General features: G+C 46.6%; 16 protein-coding genes. 10 read left to right on the forward strand and 6 right to left on the reverse strand.

Annotated elements, in window-relative coordinates; all coding sequences use genetic code 11:
• Nucleotides 1-9: 9 nt before the first annotated feature.
• The 9 genes from gatA to CALK_RS12140 all read left to right on the forward strand — a co-directional run bounded on the left by gatA (nucleotide 10) and on the right by CALK_RS12140 (nucleotide 11,103).
• Nucleotides 10-1,443 (forward strand): Asp-tRNA(Asn)/Glu-tRNA(Gln) amidotransferase subunit GatA, encoded by a 1,434-nt coding sequence (gene gatA, locus CALK_RS05685; RefSeq protein ID WP_022636711.1) that lies wholly within the window; start codon nucleotides 10-12, stop codon nucleotides 1,441-1,443.
• 60 nt (nucleotides 1,444-1,503) lie between these two features.
• On the forward strand, nucleotides 1,504-2,022 hold the full coding sequence (locus tag CALK_RS05690; protein ID WP_052569190.1) for a C40 family peptidase: 519 nt from the start codon (nucleotides 1,504-1,506) through the stop codon (nucleotides 2,020-2,022).
• 76 nt (nucleotides 2,023-2,098) lie between these two features.
• Nucleotides 2,099-6,223, forward strand: coding sequence for a C25 family cysteine peptidase (locus CALK_RS05695; RefSeq protein WP_022636713.1), 4,125 nt, complete (start codon nucleotides 2,099-2,101; stop codon nucleotides 6,221-6,223).
• Between the two features lie 151 nt (nucleotides 6,224-6,374).
• A complete protein-coding gene (locus tag CALK_RS05700) occupies nucleotides 6,375-6,551 on the forward strand; it encodes a hypothetical protein (RefSeq protein ID WP_155851799.1) in 177 nt (58 codons plus the stop codon).
• Between the two features lie 299 nt (nucleotides 6,552-6,850).
• A complete protein-coding gene (locus tag CALK_RS12835; protein ID WP_155851800.1) occupies nucleotides 6,851-7,015 on the forward strand; it encodes a hypothetical protein in 165 nt (54 codons plus the stop codon).
• Between the two features lie 90 nt (nucleotides 7,016-7,105).
• The gene (locus CALK_RS05705; protein WP_034636981.1) at nucleotides 7,106-8,485 is read left to right on the forward strand and encodes a response regulator; all 1,380 of its coding nucleotides are present in this window, start codon (nucleotides 7,106-7,108) and stop codon (nucleotides 8,483-8,485) included.
• A gap of 1 nt (nucleotide 8,486) precedes the next feature.
• Nucleotides 8,487-8,765, forward strand: coding sequence for an STAS domain-containing protein (locus CALK_RS05710; protein WP_022636715.1), 279 nt, complete (start codon nucleotides 8,487-8,489; stop codon nucleotides 8,763-8,765).
• A gap of 6 nt (nucleotides 8,766-8,771) precedes the next feature.
• Nucleotides 8,772-9,533, forward strand: coding sequence for an Hpt domain-containing protein (locus CALK_RS05715; RefSeq protein ID WP_022636716.1), 762 nt, complete (start codon nucleotides 8,772-8,774; stop codon nucleotides 9,531-9,533).
• Nucleotides 9,534-9,543: 10 nt separating this feature from the next.
• Nucleotides 9,544-11,103, forward strand: a complete 1,560-nt coding sequence (locus tag CALK_RS12140; protein ID WP_022636717.1) for a response regulator — start codon at nucleotides 9,544-9,546, stop codon at nucleotides 11,101-11,103.
• A gap of 2 nt (nucleotides 11,104-11,105) precedes the next feature.
• Here CALK_RS12140 and CALK_RS05725 read toward each other — a convergent pair whose 3' ends face one another.
• The 3 genes from CALK_RS05725 to CALK_RS05735 all read right to left on the reverse strand — a co-directional run bounded on the left by CALK_RS05725 (nucleotide 11,106) and on the right by CALK_RS05735 (nucleotide 13,757).
• Nucleotides 11,106-11,546, reverse strand: a complete 441-nt coding sequence (locus CALK_RS05725; protein WP_022636718.1) for a hypothetical protein — start codon at nucleotides 11,544-11,546, stop codon at nucleotides 11,106-11,108.
• Between the two features lie 172 nt (nucleotides 11,547-11,718).
• Nucleotides 11,719-12,498 (reverse strand): tetratricopeptide repeat protein, encoded by a 780-nt coding sequence (locus CALK_RS05730; RefSeq protein WP_022636719.1) that lies wholly within the window; start codon nucleotides 12,496-12,498, stop codon nucleotides 11,719-11,721.
• 53 nt (nucleotides 12,499-12,551) lie between these two features.
• On the reverse strand, nucleotides 12,552-13,757 hold the full coding sequence (locus CALK_RS05735) for an amidohydrolase family protein (RefSeq protein WP_022636720.1): 1,206 nt from the start codon (nucleotides 13,755-13,757) through the stop codon (nucleotides 12,552-12,554).
• Between the two features lie 111 nt (nucleotides 13,758-13,868).
• Between CALK_RS05735 and CALK_RS05740 the strand changes: the two genes are divergently transcribed.
• The gene (locus CALK_RS05740) at nucleotides 13,869-15,788 is read left to right on the forward strand and encodes an ABC-F family ATP-binding cassette domain-containing protein (RefSeq protein WP_022636721.1); all 1,920 of its coding nucleotides are present in this window, start codon (nucleotides 13,869-13,871) and stop codon (nucleotides 15,786-15,788) included.
• Between the two features lie 52 nt (nucleotides 15,789-15,840).
• Here CALK_RS05740 and rpmB read toward each other — a convergent pair whose 3' ends face one another.
• From rpmB to CALK_RS05750, 3 genes are all read right to left on the reverse strand, one after another.
• Nucleotides 15,841-16,014, reverse strand: coding sequence for a 50S ribosomal protein L28 (gene rpmB / locus CALK_RS13415; protein ID WP_022636781.1), 174 nt, complete (start codon nucleotides 16,012-16,014; stop codon nucleotides 15,841-15,843).
• Between the two features lie 64 nt (nucleotides 16,015-16,078).
• Nucleotides 16,079-17,317, reverse strand: coding sequence for a DUF342 domain-containing protein (locus tag CALK_RS05745; RefSeq protein ID WP_162146704.1), 1,239 nt, complete (start codon nucleotides 17,315-17,317; stop codon nucleotides 16,079-16,081).
• Nucleotides 17,302-17,706, reverse strand: a complete 405-nt coding sequence (locus CALK_RS05750) for a hypothetical protein (RefSeq protein WP_022636723.1) — start codon at nucleotides 17,704-17,706, stop codon at nucleotides 17,302-17,304. The genes CALK_RS05745 and CALK_RS05750 overlap by 16 nt, the downstream gene beginning before the upstream one ends.
• Nucleotides 17,707-17,839: the final 133 nt, after the last annotated feature.

The raw sequence follows: 17,839 nt of genomic DNA on the forward strand, positions 1-17,839 counted from the left end.
GGAGAGTCTATGGCCTTTTTTCATACCTCCGTTGAATCTGTCGTAACGCAGGTTGCTGCGGGTACAATTTCTGCTATGTCCTTAGTGGAAAAGTCTCTTAGTCGCATTGCAGAACAAAATCCGACAATTAACGCCATAACCACGGTTTGTGCAGAGCAGGCTCGGAGACGGGCTGAATATGTGGACTCTCTTTCTGAAAAAGAGAAGCAAGCATTGCCTTTGTGCGGTATTCCCGTGGCGGTAAAGGATAATATATGCACGAAGGATGTGCCAACGACCTGTTCTTCACGAATGCTTGCGGAGTACATTCCTCCCTATAATGCTCACGTTGTTGAGCGATTGGAAGCGGCCGGTGCAATTGTGGTGGGTAAGGCCTCCATGGATGAGTTTGCCATGGGATCAAGTAATGAGACTTCTTTTTTTGGCCCCGTGAAGAACCCGCGAAATACTGACGTGGTTCCCGGTGGGTCCAGCGGTGGAAGCGCTGCTGCTGTTGCTGCCGACATGGTACCCCTCGCTCTTGGTTCAGATACAGGGGGCTCTATTCGGCAACCCGCATCGCATTGCGGAGTGGTTGGGCTTAAGCCAACCTATGGACGGGTTTCTCGATACGGCCTTGTTGCCTTTGCATCCTCTTTTGACCAAATTGGCCCCTTGGCTCAGCGGGTGGAAGATGCATCCTTGTTGCTGTCGGTGATTGCCGGAGAAGATCGCCGTGACTCAACCAATGCTGCTCGGGCGTATAAGCATGAACGGCCCGAAACGAGGGGCGATTTTTCTAATGTGACTGTGGGGGTTCCCAAGGAGTATTTCTCCCATGAGGTATCGTCAGAGGTAGCCGCACGTATTGAGACGGTCATAGAGACGCTTCGGCATGGAGGAGCTCGTATTACCGAGGTGTCCCTTCCTAATGTTTCTCATGCAATTGCTGCGTATTATGTTCTTGCCACGGCTGAAGCATCTTCAAACCTTGCACGGTTTGATGGGGTGAAGTATGGGTTTCGGGCCGATGAATCGGGAGATTTGGCTCGTATGTACTGTGCAACGCGTCGAGAGGGTTTTGGTGAAGAGGTGCGTCGTCGTATTCTTTTGGGTACCTATGTGCTTAGTTCTGGATACTACGATGCCTATTATCTACAAGCTGCCAAGGTACGAACCTTAATTAAGCAGGATTTCTCCCGTGCCTTTGAGACCTGTGATCTCCTTTTATCTCCGGTAACGCCATCTCCTGCGTTTCCTGTGGGAGAAAAGATCAGTGATCCCTTAGAGATGTATTTGACGGATATTTTTACGGTTTCTGCAAATTTAGCCGGCATACCGGGCATTGCGATTCCTGCAGGCACAGCGGGAGAATTGCCCGTGGGTGCTCAGCTCATGGCTGCCGATTGGGATGAGAAGATGCTCTTGTCCGTTGGGGCTGCCTTGCACGATCCGAAAGCGTAGTATTCGGTGAAGCTTCTTGTTATCGGTATTTTTTGTGGGGTCTTGAGTGGGTGTGCTGTCATGGAGAGTACGGCGGTCCTGCCGTCCCACCGACCTTGTCCGGTTCCTGAGGAGGATACGTCTTCGAGACGTGAGAGCCCGCGTTATAGGGCGCGGCAACAGGATACGATCGATCATACTTCACACTCCACATCTCCCCGGAAAAGCTCTCGTCGCTTAGAACGGACCGCTCGATCGTATCTCGGGGTTCCGTATGAATTTGGGGGCACCACACGCCGAGGCATGGACTGTTCCGGTTTTGTCTATCGGGTATACACTGACCTTGGATATGATGTATCTCGCTTGAATTCCCAGGGGTGGTATGATCACGGTGGAAGGCGTGTATCCCGGAATAGTTTGCAAGTGGGAGATCTCTGTTTTTTTGGTCCCTCCCGCAGAATTAACCACGTTGGGTTTTATGTGGGGAATGATTCCTTTATTCATGCAAGTAGTTCCCGGGGGATTGTTATAACGTCCCTTGATGATCCATATTGGAGTGCTCGCTTTGTAGGGTGTCGTCGTATCACTCCGGAAAAATAAATTGGTTGTTCAAAATATTCACAAATGCATCGATTCTGCGTAGTATATTAAAAGAGAGTGTAAACAAGGAGAATAGATGTTTCGCGCTGTTTGTATGGTGCTTTGTATACTTATGGGTACGTCATGGGCATCCTTTTATGAAGTGGTTGAACAAGAGCCCGGACGCATTGTCCTTGATTTTACCTTTCCTGCTCCTGTGGCTGAAGAGGATACGGCGGGCGAACGTCGGGTGACGGTGCCGGGTTTGGCCCCTGCAGTAGTGGGAGCACAAGAGGTTCCATACCCAACAAAACAACTCCTCCTCGCTCTTCCACAGCGCAAAGACGTGCGTACTACCATCGAAGTACATGCGGAGCACACCCACGGAATTACGGGAAACTTTCAAGATGATACAGGATATGTCGAGTTACCCGCCAATACTCATCTAGGGCCCATACAGCCCTTGGAAGTTCGCGGGGTACAGCTGCAGCAAATTCACCTTTCGCCCCTTTCCCATGACGGAAGCAGGTTGGCCCCCCGTTCGATACATACGGCACGGTTGACCATAGAGTATCCTCCAGTCACAGAGGGGCAACGACTTCGACAGAGCGATTACACAGCAGCGCTTGAGCGATCTGTTCTTAATCCTGCTGAGTTGCGTAAGAGTGCACAGCCTCCACGAACGCTCTCTGCAGATGCCGCGTCCGCCTATGTGTCACGTTCTGCCACTGTGTTGCATTTTGACCATGCGGTGGAAGGTAATCTGCGCCATGAAGAGTCGGCCGTGGAAGATATTAACGGTGTATATCGTTTCACCGGAGCCGAGCTTGCTGAACTGGGGGAGGCTATACCCATACAGAGTATCACCGTTCGTGCCTCCAATAGAGATGTGTACTCTGCGGAAACTCCCGATTATGGCACTATTCCCCCCGGTCTTGTAGATGTTCCGGTGATCGTGCGTGATCATGGCAATACGGGGGTCCTTGACCCTGAGGATGAGGTTCTTATTCCTGCATCTGCTGTAAATTATTGGGTGTGGCAGGATAATGACTGGACAATGAACTATAGTGATTTTGATTATCGTCGGCATTACTGGATTAGTATTGATACGGGAACAGTGATGGAATCATACGAGCCATCCTCTGCGGAAAATTTTCCTGTGGAACAGACGGGACGGGTGTATCGGCGAATTCAACAGAGTAACGCCCTTGAGACGTTCGATTCAGATTATGCTACCACTACCTCCCGTCGGTGGAAATGGATTACCCTCAATCAGCGTAACAACAGTTTTCGTCAAAACCTTGCGGGACGAATCTTTTCTCCGGCGGAGGAGAGCTCCGTGGGGATTCGTTTTGGCTTTACTAATGTGGATGGCGCTCCGCGTTTCGGTCTCTCCTTTGGAGGACGTGAGCGATCTCCCCTTTCGTGGTCCGCAGGAAAAACCCCTTGGTATGAAGCCGAAAGGGTGGATGAAGCAGAATCTTTTGAGATTACCTTTCAAAGTGGCGGGCTTGGTGATCTCTGGTATTATGATCTCTTTTATGATCGGAGCCTCGATTTTTCCGGGGCAAGCACCGCTCTCACCTTTTATTCGCGTGACGCCTCTTCTCAGGATGGGCAGAATCTCGTGGAGTATCAATTGGAGAATCTCCCTGAAGAGTATACCCTTGTACTGCGGGAAAACAGTCGTCACGGTACAATGAAGTATGTGGGCAAACCAGATTCTGGCGGTACCTTTGCGTGGGCAGATACCCTTGGCATGGGGTTGAGTTATCATGTTATTCCGGAAAGCCAGTTTCTTCATACGTCTCTTCAACGGTGGGAACCTCCTGCCATAACATCCCCCTTTCTTATTCCAAGCCTTCACACCCATCGTGGCGAGTATGACTATCTCATTCTTACCACAGAATATTTCTTTTCGGCCGCAGAGGAGTTGGCAGAACTCAAATCCAGTCAAGGTATGCGGCCGGGCATTATTCTTGTAGAAGATGTGTTCCGTGAATTTGCCGGAGGAATGCGGTGCCTTTCTGCCATACGAAATGGTTTGCGAAGGGCCTTTGAAGATCTCGGAATGCCATCGTATCTGACACTTTTTGGCATGGGGCATTATGATTACAAGGGGTATCGTACAGACCTTGAAAACCATATACCTCCCTATATATCTCGTTCTTCCGGCTCTCCTGTCTTAGAAGAGTTTTTTGCCTATTTTCGACCGGGGGATGAACCGGCCCAAGCCATAACGGGGGGGAATATTCCTGCGTTGTTTGTTGGGCGAATTCCCGCAAATACCCGTGCTGAAGCACGGGCATATCTTGCAAAATTACGGACCATGGATGAGAAACCTCCCGAGCAGGATGATTTTCGTAATCGGGTTCTCTTTCTCAGTGATGATGATACACAGCGTGGAAGACCGGAAAATCTCCAGCATTGGCAGCGGAATAATGTTTTTATGAATACCCTCGTGGCGCAGGATCCTGCCTATGATCTCTTTGAAGTCAATTTGCTTGAATATCCCTTTAGTAGCGGTTGGACAAAACCAGGGGCACGAAGCCGGTTTCTTTCAGAGCTTAATCGGGGTACCATGATGGTTTCTTTTTTCGGTCATGGGTCGAATCGTTCTCTCACCGATGAAGGAGTTTTCGGGGTAAATGATATTTCCTTTCTTGAAAATCGTGATAACTACTTTCTGTTTGCGGCCTTTTCTTGTGCGGTCTCGTTTTTTGACAATCACGAACTTGATAATATCGGAACGCGCTTAGTACTTGCCGATGGCCGGGGAGCGATTGCCACCATTGGAAGTACCCGAGAATCGTGGGATGGAAGTAATGCAACCTTTGGAAGACGTTTCAGTTCAGAGTTTTTTACCCCCCAAAATGGTGAGGTCCCTACGGTTGGCATGGCCTTTGGCCAAGCCCGTCTTGGGGCAAATCGGGTGGAGCGCTATGCCCTTATGGGAGACCCGGCGTATCGTCCGCATCGGGCGCGTCCCACGAGGGAGCTGGAGATTACCACAGTGGATGGAGAACCAGCTCATTCAGCGGCAATTTTTGATCGCCTGACCCTTTCTGGAGAGCTCCCGCCAGAACTTGCCGGTGCTGAAAATGTACGGTACACCGTGGCAGTCCAAAACCCCATCCGCCATGATGTTGAACGGAAAGATCTTGAAAGTGCCCCCGCTGATGTGATGCGTACATATGATCTTCCGGGAGATATGGTATACCATAGTGGCGTGTTGGAATCTCAGGGGACAGCCCTTTCCCATACTATACAAATTCCTCGCTCCATTGCTCAAGTTGATTCGGGGGTTACCTTCCGAATGTATGCGTGGGCCAAGGACTCCCCCGATGCATTTGTGGCGTATACGGATACGCTTCCTGTTGAGGGGATTAATTATGATGAAATAGACACAACCGATACAGAAGGCCCCTCCATAGCCGTACGATTGCAGCCGAGTCGTGATCGGGAAGATTTGGACCAAGGTTTTATCAGCGAATTTGTTGACGCTCCGGGAAGAATCGAAGTTGATGGTTTTGTTGGAGATACCTCCTTTCCAATTATTAATGATCGTGTGGATACAACAATACAGAATTTTATCTCTTTAGAGATACTTCTCCGGGACACTTCCGGAATTGATCATTTTTATGACAAACCCGGTGAAGGAATTACTGTGGAAATTGATGGGGTGATGCCCTTACGCGTGGTGAATGAAGAGTTTGAGAGCCTTGCGGAAAGAGATCGAGCAGGGCGTATTACCCTCTTTGTTCCTCGAAGCTCTGTTCCTCGTACGGGGGAGTATACATTCACCGTGGCAGCTTCTGATATTTTGGGCAATCGGACACGGAAGCAGTATGTGTTAGATATTACCTCTCTTGAGGAAAGCCAGTATACCCTTGGCGAGGTGTTTGCCTTTCCTTCTCCGGCTCGCATGGGCGAGTATACACGTTTTTGGTTTAATGAGCCCGGACGCAATGTGGGGCGAACAGAGTTGAAAATTTTCACCTTGGATGGTCAGCTGGTGAAACGTGTTCCCGATGTGCGCCCTGGATATACGTGGGATCTTCGTGATGCACGAGGAACCCCCCTGTCTCCAAATGTCTACCTCTACCGTCTGTATGCAGAACGGGACACGCGTGCTCGAGCAGAACGGTTTCATCGCAGTGACGCCTCCCGTGAGGATATTACCAGTTCTATCAAGAAATTGATTATCTATCCTCCTCGATAAACATCAGGAGGGAGGGGAAATTTTCTCTCCCCCTTCTGCAGTATTTTCCCTGGTGTCTCCCAAAACTTCCTTTTTCTCGGTGTTTTTTCCATTGGCATGAATTATGCTCCAACAGTGATGAATACGTTCATCACAAAAGAGGTATATGAGTATGGAGCATGTGAAAAAACAACTTATCCAGGAAGCGCAAAAAAGTTTTTCTAATATTCGTCCTTGTAGCAGTAAGGGGAGTTTTCAAGACTGTTTTAGTGTTGAAGGTGATAGCCTTCTATTTTGGTTTAATACCCCGGATAATTCAACGCATATTATGACGGCAGATCTTGCGTGATAGTATCTTTTTCAAGAAGATTACATAAATTACACCTCTGTTTTAGACAAGGCTAACAAAATTCGGCCTCAATGTACTTTTTTCCTGTTTTTTACATAATACAACGTATATTATAGCAGAACATATAAGACGTGTGCTCAGCGGGGATCACTCCAAAAACAAAATCCCCGGTGTGAATAAATGCGGAGGCAGGAGCTCTCCGCATTTTTTTGTGGTTTTCCTTGTGTCCTATGGCTGCGGTTATCGTGAGGTGACCGGATGACCGTGAGAAGTCAGCTGAAGACAGAGGAGTATCCTCCGTGCTATCAATGCATGATCATTCCCTTCCTGACACGAGCAATCTGCTCAAATACCTGGTGGACCCAAAGCAGTGGCGAGTCGTCCATGCTCTGGGGGGCATACGAATGGGTGTGCAAGAGTTGCGGGAACCGCAGTTGTGTGGTATGGGAAGATCGAGGAAGTAATTCCTCACTCTCCGATGAAAATGCTTGCAAAGAGCTGGGTTTCATTTTACCATGTGTGAGAATATCTTTTTTTGCAGGGGTATACACACCATGAATGAGAAGTCTCGTATTGTACAGGAGCTTGCCTCTTTAGCTGCTTCCGGGGAGTTTCAGAGTTTTTACCAATCCGTTATTACGCAGTTGCCCCACACCCCGCCAGAGGTCGTTGAAGAAGTTGAGGTGGGCACGGTGCTTTCGCACTTTTCGGAAGATGAACAGCAGGCCATGCTTCGTGCCGTGGAGAATGTTTTTTCTGTACTGGTGCAATTTTATGGTTCTGAACACATTTCCGTGAAGGTTGCGGTGATTCGCCACATTGATACTCATCCCGACGCGGAGGCTCTTCCCCTATTTCAAGATCTTCTTGGAGATGATACAGAGTGTGATATTCTTATTACAAAGAAAATTGCGTCACGCAAAAGTGTAGATGCTTTTTCTACGCTTCTTGATATCACGGGAAGTCCTAATGTATACGTACGTGATTTTGCGAAAACTCAGGTAAAAAGCACAATGAAAAAGGAGTATCATTCCTTGGTCAGTGCGCGTATAGAAGAACAGAAACATCGCCCCAATCAAGTTATTCCGCTCTTGGATATTGTTTCTGATTTAGGCATCGTTGACGCTGAGAAAACCGTAAGACGTATTGTACAAAGCGGGATTAAAAATCCGAATGTACGAGCCCTTGCTTATAAGTCATTAATTCGTCTCTCTCGGACGATGCATCATGGACTCATCCTTGATGGACTCTTTGATATTAGCGATGATGTTGCCTTTGCGGTTGCCCAAGGGGTTGAAGAGATTGACCATACACTCGTGACCGGGGTGGCAAATATGATATTGAGTTCTGTGTACTCTCCCCGTCGCCTTGCGGAAGTGCTTGTGTTTACAGATCAGTTGGAGTTCGTTGAGCGTCTTTATGAACATGCGTGCTTTCAAGAAGCCCTCAGTGACATTCTCTCATACCAGGGGATGGAACAGTATCGGGAGAAGTATGAGGCTCGTTTGAATACAACCTTTCCCGTATGCACAAAACGTATTACCCATCGCAAATTGGCATGGGCGATAGATGACGAGCCTTTTATCCGCAAGCGGTATCTTCGTATGGGGGTTGGTCAGGGAATTCCCTTGCGGGTTTTTGAAGAACCGGAAAAGGCCTTGGATGCTTTGCAGGATGTTCGTCCCGATATTATTTTTGTAGATATGAATATGCCCACCATGAATGGTGTAGAGTTTACACGAAAGGTGCGGAATATTGTCCATGACGGAGAAATTCCCGTCGTGTTAGTGACGACCCAGGATGATGTGCTTGAGGATACCATGGTTCAGGATAATCTTTTTCATACAATCATACAAAAACCTTTTGATGATGAAGAATTGCGTGACATACTCCGCCAAACGGGCACATCATCAATGACAGTAACAGGTAGGTAATATGGAAGCAGAATCAATTTACATTACAGAGGATATCGTTTCTTCCACCGTGGGTAATCTCCACGATGAGATTAGCGATATTATTGCGGATGGTGTAGAAAAAATTGTTTTAAATATGGAGGCTGTTGATATAATCGATTCCACAGGAATTGGGTTTATTATTAAAATACAAAACAGTTTGAAAAAGAATGGCGGAAGCCTTACCCTGGAGAATGTCAATTCGGACATTGTCAGAATGTTTAAGGTGATGCGCCTTGATAAACACATTCGGATTGTGTAAACCTCCATGACTTTGGTGAGTGATGTAGAGGAGTTTCTACAAAGTACCGATGATAAGTTAGGGCGCATTCACGACCTTCTTTCGCAGCTGGAACACTGGATCGCGCAGTATCCCCATCGAGACCACTCCTGCCTTATCGAAGAGTTGTTTCGTGAGTTCCATAATATTAAAAGCATGGCCGCATTTTCAGGGTATCCTGAGATTGAAGAGATCTCACACTCCCTTGAAACCTTATTGGGGTTAGATAGAACGGGGCAGATATCTCTGAAAGAGCGGGAAATTGATCTTCTCTGTGAAGGGGTTTCCATAATGAGATCAATCCTCGATGATGAGGAGAGTATTGCCACATCCATCAAAACGTATCTGCATATCGTTGATGGATATGCTCATACCTCCACAGCCGGACTTATCACCATACCTCTTCCGCCGGACAATCGTAAAGAGTGGGTTTTATCGCGGGCTCTGTTCCGTCGTGCTCCTGAATTAGAGAAAAAAGCGGCAGAATACTATCTGCTTATGTACGATATGGTGCGAGATGTGCAGGAAAAAGGACTCTACCCCCACCGTCTCATAGAAGAGATTGCCGCCCTGTGTCATATTTTACATAGTGAGTTGGAAACCGAAGCCGTGGGTGATCTTACTGATGCGGGATTCTCCATGAGGCTCTATCTATTGTGCAGGACCTCCCTGCATCGTTCTATTCTTATGGAAGCACTTGATCTTACAGATGGGATGCTTCAAAAAATATCCACACCTTCAAATATATGAGAGTTATTGTATGAATCAAAAAGTCCTCGTTGTGGATGATCTACCGGTAAATACCCGTGTCTTGAGCTCAATTCTGCAAACCAATGGGTATGATGTTCAAGCGGCACACTCTGGGAAAGAAGCCGTAGAGTATGCTCAGAACAACACGTTCCACTGCATCCTTCTTGATATTGTCATGCCTGGAATGGATGGATTTGAGGTTATTCGCCGCTTAAAGGCCATTCCTGAGACTGCGGAAATCCCCGTCATCTTTATTACAGGTAAAGAGGGTGCTGAGTCTTTGGCTAAGGGCTTTGAACTGGGTGCCGTTGATTATATCACCAAACCCTTTAATAAGATAGAGGTGCTTGCTCGCTTGAAAGCGCATATTCGACTCTACTCTACTTTACAATCCCTGGTTAATTCACAGGCAGATATTCTTACACAGATCCATGATGCACAAAATTCACTCTTAAAACAACCAGAAGATCTTGAAAGCGCCTGCTTTGCCGTTCTCTATGAGTCTCTTCACGCCGCAGGGGGAGACATTTACGATATTATACAAATTAATGATACCATGTACGGGTATTTTGTGGGGGACTTTGCCGGGCATAAAATTTCAACGGGGTTTCTTACTTCCTCGGTAAAGGCGCTTCTTCACCAGAATTGCAATGCCTACACCTCTCCTGTGGAGAGCATGCGCATGATTAACTCTGTCTTGGTGAAGCTGATGAACAGCGGCCAGTATATGACTGGATGTTATGCCTTGCTCGATAGGCTAAAATATAAACTGACCGTGGTAAGCATGGGGCATCCTCCGCTCATATTCATTCCCCGCTACGGAAATGTCCGCGAGATTGGAAAAGGAGGAGATATCCTGGGGGTGTTTGATCAAGCAGTTTTCCGGAAAATTACCATTGATATGTATCCGGGAGATCGTGTATTGCTCTACACGGATGGCTTGATTGAGGGGGAGCGAGTGTGGAGCGCGGAAATTCCCGAACTCGTATCTACGGTGCGAGCTCTTCGTACAATAGAGGACCGTGATACCTTTATTTCTCGTTTGTATGAAGCGACACAAGAGCAGCGTGGCGAAGTGGATGATGATGTGATGGTGCTGCTTGCGGACTTTCCCGGTACGCCACCAGATATGGATCGCTCAGAAGAGAATGGAGATATACACTACCGTTTCAGTGGGCTACGACGGTTTATCGATCCCATTATTGAGGCCTTGATAGCTGATACGTGCGAAATTGTTCCTGCGGGACACCAGTATGGGTTAAAACTTGTGTTGTATGAAGCATTGGGTAATGCGGTTATTCATGGTGCTCGGGAGCAGGCTGAGAAAGATATTACCGTACGCCTTTCCATGAATGAAAAGAAGATTGAGGTTGAAATTGCTGACGGCGGGAGAGGCTTTGATTGGCAGGAGTATTGTGATGGCTTGCGTGATAGTTTTCATGATGAATACGACATGCCCCATCTGCAACTTTCCGGACGGGGCATAAAAACGTTTTGGGATTATGGGTACGACTTTACCTACAACGATCAAGGCAATACCGTAACCCTATGGAAGAGCTTTTCTTCCTAGGGTTATACGTCAAACTCATCTGACATGTCTATTTCCGTTGTTTCCCCACCGGCTTTCATATCTTCAATCAAGTCTTCCCGACCGATATTTTTAAGATGGCGAACCCGTCGATACTCGCTGCGATGTTTTGTGCAATATTTAGGGTATACGTACTGTCGTGGAAATATCTTAATCTCAAATTTTTCATTGCATCCATGGAGAGCACAAGTTGACTCCATGGTCATGACTTCTGTATATGAATGTTTGATTGTTTGATTTTTCTTGTTAATATCTTCCGGGGCGGTACGCTTACGAATACGATATTTGTCTTTCCTGTGTTCTTCGCAATATTTTGAAATATGAATCCCGAAAAAAAGCTTGCCGCATACGTTGCCATCTTTATCTACGTATTGACATCGTTTCTCTCGACGCTTCTGTTTCCGTCTGTTTTTTGGTAACTGCATACATTCACCTCTGTAAGAAAAGTACACCTTAATATAACAAAAAAAGAGTGTTTTCCGACAGGTAAATAATCAGAGGTGCTCTGCAAGATCTACGGAATAAACAGCCCCACAGGCTTTTCGAACTCGGAGAAAGAATTGTTGTTGGTTTTCGCAATGGTAACTTTTTTGTAAACTATTCATCTATTCGTGCAAGTAACCGACGAATATTCTCTGCATACACTGTTGCCGGGTATCGCGACAGGGTGTACTGAAGTTGTTCCTTGGCTTTTGCGGTCTCTGAGAGTGCAAGATAGCACTGGGCAATACGAAAGGATGCCGCATCTCGTTTTGACGACTGGGGGGTTTTCTCCACTTGGGTATACAGTGTAAGGGCCGTGTCGTAGCGCTTCAGCTGTCGGTGCGATTCCGCCTTCCAATAGAGTGCATCAGCCAAAAAGGAACTTTCGGGATATTTCTCCATAAAAATGTTCATTGTCTTGATCGTTTCTTCAAAAAAACCGGAACGATATTGATCAAGACCTCTACTGTAAAGGGGATATTCGTCACCTCCCAATATCGCCTGTAGAACTTCGGAGGTGGTAAATCCATCAGGACGTTTGGGTGATTCTTTTTTGGAGTGTACCTGTGGAAGAACGCGGATTGCCTGCACTTGTGAATATAGATCGCGATAGGCTTGAATAAGAAGGGTTAGGCGAAGGCTCAATTCTTCAAGCTGTACCGGAGAGAGTTCGTCCTGCTGTATACGAAGTTGATCAAGGGCCTCTTCATGTGTATGAAGGCGTGTTTCTAGCTGACGTATATGGTCTTCTTGCAACTGTACTTTCTCAGTAAGAGCACGGGTTGCTTTCTTTTGTTCTTCCAGAGAATAAGAGTGGTTTTGTTTGTCTCTGTGCAGGGATTCGTGCCGCCCGCATGCAAAGAGAAAGAGACAGATGAGTACGACATATTTCATAGGACCTCCACTTATAGAGAAAGTATAGAATAGGAATTATGGTATGGCAACCCTTATGGTAGAATTATGGGAATTCCTTCCTGAATAATACACTCTACACCATTACTGCTTCGTATTGTGTCGGCCAGGGGTGTTTTTGTGAGCGGGTCGAGTCGTATTCCTGTGATGTCTGCCTGAAACCCTGGGGCAAGTTGTCCAAGAGTGGAGGCGCAACGGACAGCCTTTGCTGCATTTTGGGTAATCATTTGTAAGAGCGTTTGGGGAGACAGCCCCTCGTGGCATTGCGCAATGCAGTGGAGCTCATCGAGAATATTTATTGTGGGTGAAAAAGCCGAATTACCAGTGCCTATGGTAAGGTTTATTCCATGTTTGAGAGCTGTTTCTATGGGGAATGCCGGAGCGTCAAACCGTTCTGCAAGGCGTGGTAGAAGCACTAAGGTGGTTTGCAAAGCCCGCAGGGAACCCAGTTCTGTACTGCTGAAGTAGTTTGGGTTTATGAGCATGGCTGAGCGGGGGATAAGGGCATTGCGAATGGCATAGGTGGCAGGGCTCTCCTTTTTCCCTCTAATTTTCCAGAGGCCAGCGCGAGAAAGATGGTCAAAATATGGCCCGCCCTGTTCTGTGAAAGCACCAAACTCTTCCGCCGTTTCACCAATGTAATGAACTAAGGGAATGTGCTGGGTTCGTACGCTGCGGATAATTGCTTTTATATGGGAAAGAGCGTGGCTATGCAGTTTGCCCGGTGTTATCCCAAAATAGTGCTTTCCTGTAAGGGTGTGAATGTAGCGGGTGATCTCCTCTTCAGAGAGGAACCTACGATGTGCCATATTCTTGATATGGAAAAATCGGTGGGGAAGAGTATCGTAATCATCAGGGCAGGTCTTTTTTAACAGTTGTATGGAGGTGGTGATGCCGTTTGAGAGAGACTCTTGTACGGCAAGGCGGGTTGCGCGTTGTCGTTGGTGGTGTGTAATCTCTTGACTCATGGCAGCAAGCCGGCTCTGAAATTCTGTAAAGGTACCCTCAAAGCGTGATTCTCGGTGGCGTAGCGACGCATCCTCAAAGGTTGTATATGCATTAATCATTCCCGGAATAAGAATCATATTACCAAGATTTTCAATGGCATCACCGGATTGACGAATGCCCGTACGGGGGCCAACATGGGTAATACGGTCGTTCACCACACGGAGTGCACCATGTGATATGAGTGTATCTCCCGTAAAAATCCATCGAGCAAAGTAGACAGTTCCTGTATTCATATCCCTATTCCTAAAGAAAGCTCTTGGCTAATGGCCAAAATATGTTTTATCCGCCAAGGAAAGCCCCATGTGGTGCATAGGCAAATATATTTTACGATACGGGGAGAATAGATGATACAACTTAAGAATATTGAAAAGCAGTTTGGTGATAAAGTCATATATGGTGGCGCGAATCTCACTCTCACGGAGTCTGAGAAATATGCCTTGGTGGGACGAAATGGCGCAGGAAAATCTCTTCTGTTTCGTATGCTCACCGGTCATGAAGAGCTGGATAGGGGAACCTTGTCCATACCGCCTAATCTTCGCATGGGGTATCTTCCGCAGGAAGTAGAAGAGTATGATCGGGAGAAAACTCCCTTGGAAATTACCATGGAGCCCTATGCAGCCTACCTTGCCGATGAGGATGTTTTTTCACAAATCGAATCAGAGGGTGGGGCAGAAAATTTAGAGCGGGTCTCACAGTATATTGAGAATATGGAGCGCTTTGATTTATACTCTTTAGAGTCTCGTGCCGCAGCTATTCTTGCAGGGCTTGGCCTCACTGATGAACAAATTAAGAATCCCTTGGAAGAGCTTTCCGGTGGGTTTCGTATGCGTGTCTTTTTGGCCCGGCTCTTGCTTACAGACCCTGATTTTATCCTGCTTGATGAACCTACCAATCACTTGGATATGGACTCTCTTATCTGGCTTGAGCGGTTTTTACGGGGCTTCTCCGGTGGGTTTCTTATCATTAGTCATGATATTGCCTTTCTCAACCGTGTGTGTCGGGTTACTGTGGAAGTGTATCATAAGACCTTTCTTAGTCATAAGGGAAGTGTGACGGAGTATTATGCGTGGAAGGCTGAACAGCAACGGCTTTCAGAGAAACGTGCAGAGAATGTACAGCAAAAAATGGAACAGCTTGAACGATTTATTACCCGGTTTAAGAGTAAGGCCACCAAGGCACGGCAGGCACAGGCTAAGATGAAGCAGCTTGAACGACTACAGGAAGAGCTTCCCGAAGAGGTTGTGCAGGAGAAAAGGCTTTCTTTCCGTCTGCCCTCACCCGATGACTGCGGTACGGTGCCTATAAAGCTCAATAATCTTTCTGCAGGATATGATACCACCACAGTTCTTGATTCGGTAAATATTACCGTTGGGCGGGGTGAAAAGATTGCTGTTATTGGACCGAATGGAGCCGGTAAGTCAACATTTCTTAAGGTGTGCAGTGGAGAGTTGCCGCCACAGAAAGGAGAGGTTGCGTACAGTTCTAAAGCGCGTATTTCTCTTTTTAATCAATATCGGGTACAAGAGCTAAACCCGGCCCTTTCTGTGTATGAGAGTGTGGTGGCTCATACGGGCGAGAACCGCCCGCAAGAGATTCGTACGCTCTTGGGTACATTCCTTTTTTCCGGGGCGGAGGTGGATACGCCGGTATCTGTACTCTCCGGAGGTGAAAAATCCCGTCTCTCCCTCCTTCTTCTTTTGGCGAAGCCGGGAAATGTTCTTCTCCTTGATGAACCAACAAACCATCTTGATATTCAAGGAATTGAATCTTTAGCAACGGCGTTGCACGAGTACACAGGAACGGTGGTTCTTGTATCCCACAACGAGTATTTAATTGAAGCGGTGGCCGACAGAATTATCGAGGTTCGTCCGGGGGTTGTACGTGATTATCCGGGAAATTTACACGATTATCGCTATTTTGTAGAGACGACCCACAAAACAGATACCTCTCAGAAAAAGCAGGGGGGAGCATCGTCTCATTCTTCTGAAAACAATTCGAAGCAACGGAGACGAGAACTCTATGAAGAGCGAAAACGTTTGAAGGGCATCATTGATCGCACAGAGCGGAGTATTTCCGAACTGGAGGCGCAGATAGAGGAAATTAATACAATTCTCTATGCAGATGAGAATAGTCACGCCCACACCCTTCTTGCGGAAAAGCAAGGTGAGAAGTTACGGGTGGAGGAGAATCTTGCACAGGAGATGGATCAGTGGGAGAATGCTCAGGAGATGTTTGCTGAAATAGAGGATGCTCTGGGCCAATAAAAAAGGCTTCCTGTAGCAACAGAAAGCCTCTGTGATTGATTCGTCGTATCCCCTACATAGATTTGAGGCATTTGGTGCATATCTTTACGGTGCGTCGTTCACCTGCTACATCCACCTTTTTATTATGCAAATTGGGTTTAAACTGACGTTTATTCACATTGTGAGCGTGAGAAACGCTATTTCCTGATACGGGAGCTTTCCCACAATAATGACAAACTTTCGACATGGTAGTATCCTCCGGGTTTTTATTCCTGCCTAAAATATATAAGGGGGGATGGCGAAAACAATATTTATTTATTGCTAACTTTCATTTCTCCTCGGACAATGCGGAATATTTTTCCTGTGGCTTCACTCTTCACTTTATGTACTTCTCGGTAGAGGCGCACCATGGTTCCCGAATGTATTGTACCGGCAATAGTGACATACCCTGATTGATCAAAGTCTTTCTCCAGTTCTTCTTCAATAAGAAGCAGGTTTTTCCGAATGAGATTGAGTTTTTTTTCTATAGATTTTAGTTGATTTGCCTCATTGACAACTTGCTGTTTTACTTTCGGCGAGAGGGCGTCAGAGCCAACCTTGGAGATAAGTTTCTTTTTGTTTTTAATATCCCGCATAAGGGGCATCTGCTGTTTTTCAAGAAGGGAGAGAGCCTCCGTAAGTTGCTGTCGTTTATTTTGAAGTTCGCGTCGCTGTTTGTCATCAACGATAAGCTCTGTTTTTGTATTGTCTTTATTACCTGAATGGCCTATTTCTATTGATTGTTCTGCTTCAACCATGCCACCAATAACTTTGGCGTTTGTTTCTGCCTGGAAATTCTTACAGTAACAGGAGCAGTGCAGAAGGGAGTTTTCCACATTTATCAGCCCTTCAGTTTCTAAGGTGCAGTTTTGCGCAAAGTTGACATTGACTCGTTTGGGAGAGTATATGTATGCCGTATCCTTTCCGATGATGCCCTGTTCAATTTGAACGGACCCTTCTTTTGATTTGATGGTTGCCGCCTCCACATCTCCATGAATCAAGACATCGTCCCCTCCTTCTACGGTAAATCCTGGTCGCACGCTTCCGTTGATAATAATTCGTCCCGGAAAGCTAATATTGCCTACTTCAAAATCAACATCACCGGGTATTTCGAGATAGTCTTTGAGAACCAGAAGATCCTTGTCTTTTGACAATACGCCATTTTTTTCAGCAATTAATTGCGTACCGTCCTTGGAGACGCTGATGTTTTCTGAGGGGTTAAGCACGTAGGGTTTGCCCGGTGTAGGAGGAATCTCTTCTCCTGTTACTGCTTTTCCGGGAGTTCCTTCGGTGGGGGGGATTTGCTCCGCAATTATATCCCCTCTGCTTAACTGCGTAATACTTTTAACTTCACGAAAGTCGACACTTCCATCATCCTTTACGCTGGGAGTGAGATCTTTGCTCAGGGAGACCTTGTACTCTATACCGCCATTTTTGCCGGGGATGGGTTCTGTTCCCATGGCAACGGGGACGTTCTCTTCGATGAGCTCTTCTTCTACAATTTTTTCCAAGGCGGCCTCATCAATTCCAAAAACCACCCCTTCTTTTTGAGTTTATACCGAAGTACATCCACGGTAAGGGGGAAGTCTTCATCAAGGTATTCTCGTTTCACCATGAGGGTTGCTCGAAGTGCTTTTATCTTTGTAATAAGATAGGAATCATATTCTTCTTGGTAATACACAAAGATGGGACCAATTGGTTCAAAGGCATTACTTTCTTTCTCGATAACCGACTTAATGGTTGGTAGGTCTGCATTAACCACCCGGTTTTCTGTAAGTATGTTTTGTATGCCCTTGAAGATGGTTGCCTTATCTTGAGTTGGGTCGATCTTTATCTCTACGGAAGGACCGTGTTCCCGAACAGCAACTAATGGTTCAAGTATATGTTTTTTTACACTCATATTCCCGCCGTATGTCAATGACAAGGATGCACACTTTTGCACCCCTTACTAATATAATCATACGGTATAACGCGTGAAGGTGCAACTTTTTTTGCAAAGTTTTATATTAAGGCAAATATGTAATAAGGAGTAG

This window comes from Chitinivibrio alkaliphilus ACht1 (assembly GCF_000474745.1).
Taxonomy (GTDB): Bacteria; Fibrobacterota; Chitinivibrionia; order Chitinivibrionales; family Chitinivibrionaceae; genus Chitinivibrio; species Chitinivibrio alkaliphilus.

Excerpts from the sequence above, each read along its gene's own strand:
- CALK_RS05715 (WP_022636716.1), top strand. The coding sequence starts at position 8,772 with ATGACTTTGGTGAGTGATGTAGAGGAGTTTCTACAAAGTACCGATGAT.
- CALK_RS05700 (WP_155851799.1), top strand. The coding sequence starts at position 6,375 with ATGGAGCATGTGAAAAAACAACTTATCCAGGAAGCGCAAAAAAGTTTT.
- CALK_RS05725 (WP_022636718.1), bottom strand. The coding sequence starts at position 11,546 with ATGCAGTTACCAAAAAACAGACGGAAACAGAAGCGTCGAGAGAAACGA.
- CALK_RS05750 (WP_022636723.1), bottom strand. The coding sequence starts at position 17,706 with ATGAGTGTAAAAAAACATATACTTGAACCATTAGTTGCTGTTCGGGAA.
- gatA (WP_022636711.1), top strand. The coding sequence starts at position 10 with ATGGCCTTTTTTCATACCTCCGTTGAATCTGTCGTAACGCAGGTTGCT.
- CALK_RS05705 (WP_034636981.1), top strand. The coding sequence starts at position 7,106 with ATGAATGAGAAGTCTCGTATTGTACAGGAGCTTGCCTCTTTAGCTGCT.
- CALK_RS12140 (WP_022636717.1), top strand. The coding sequence starts at position 9,544 with ATGAATCAAAAAGTCCTCGTTGTGGATGATCTACCGGTAAATACCCGT.
- CALK_RS05730 (WP_022636719.1), bottom strand. The coding sequence starts at position 12,498 with ATGAAATATGTCGTACTCATCTGTCTCTTTCTCTTTGCATGCGGGCGG.
- CALK_RS05710 (WP_022636715.1), top strand. The coding sequence starts at position 8,487 with ATGGAAGCAGAATCAATTTACATTACAGAGGATATCGTTTCTTCCACC.
- CALK_RS05690 (WP_052569190.1), top strand. The coding sequence starts at position 1,504 with ATGGAGAGTACGGCGGTCCTGCCGTCCCACCGACCTTGTCCGGTTCCT.
- rpmB (WP_022636781.1), bottom strand. The coding sequence starts at position 16,014 with ATGTCGAAAGTTTGTCATTATTGTGGGAAAGCTCCCGTATCAGGAAAT.
- CALK_RS05740 (WP_022636721.1), top strand. The coding sequence starts at position 13,869 with ATGATACAACTTAAGAATATTGAAAAGCAGTTTGGTGATAAAGTCATA.
- CALK_RS05735 (WP_022636720.1), bottom strand. The coding sequence starts at position 13,757 with ATGAATACAGGAACTGTCTACTTTGCTCGATGGATTTTTACGGGAGAT.
- CALK_RS05695 (WP_022636713.1), top strand. The coding sequence starts at position 2,099 with ATGTTTCGCGCTGTTTGTATGGTGCTTTGTATACTTATGGGTACGTCA.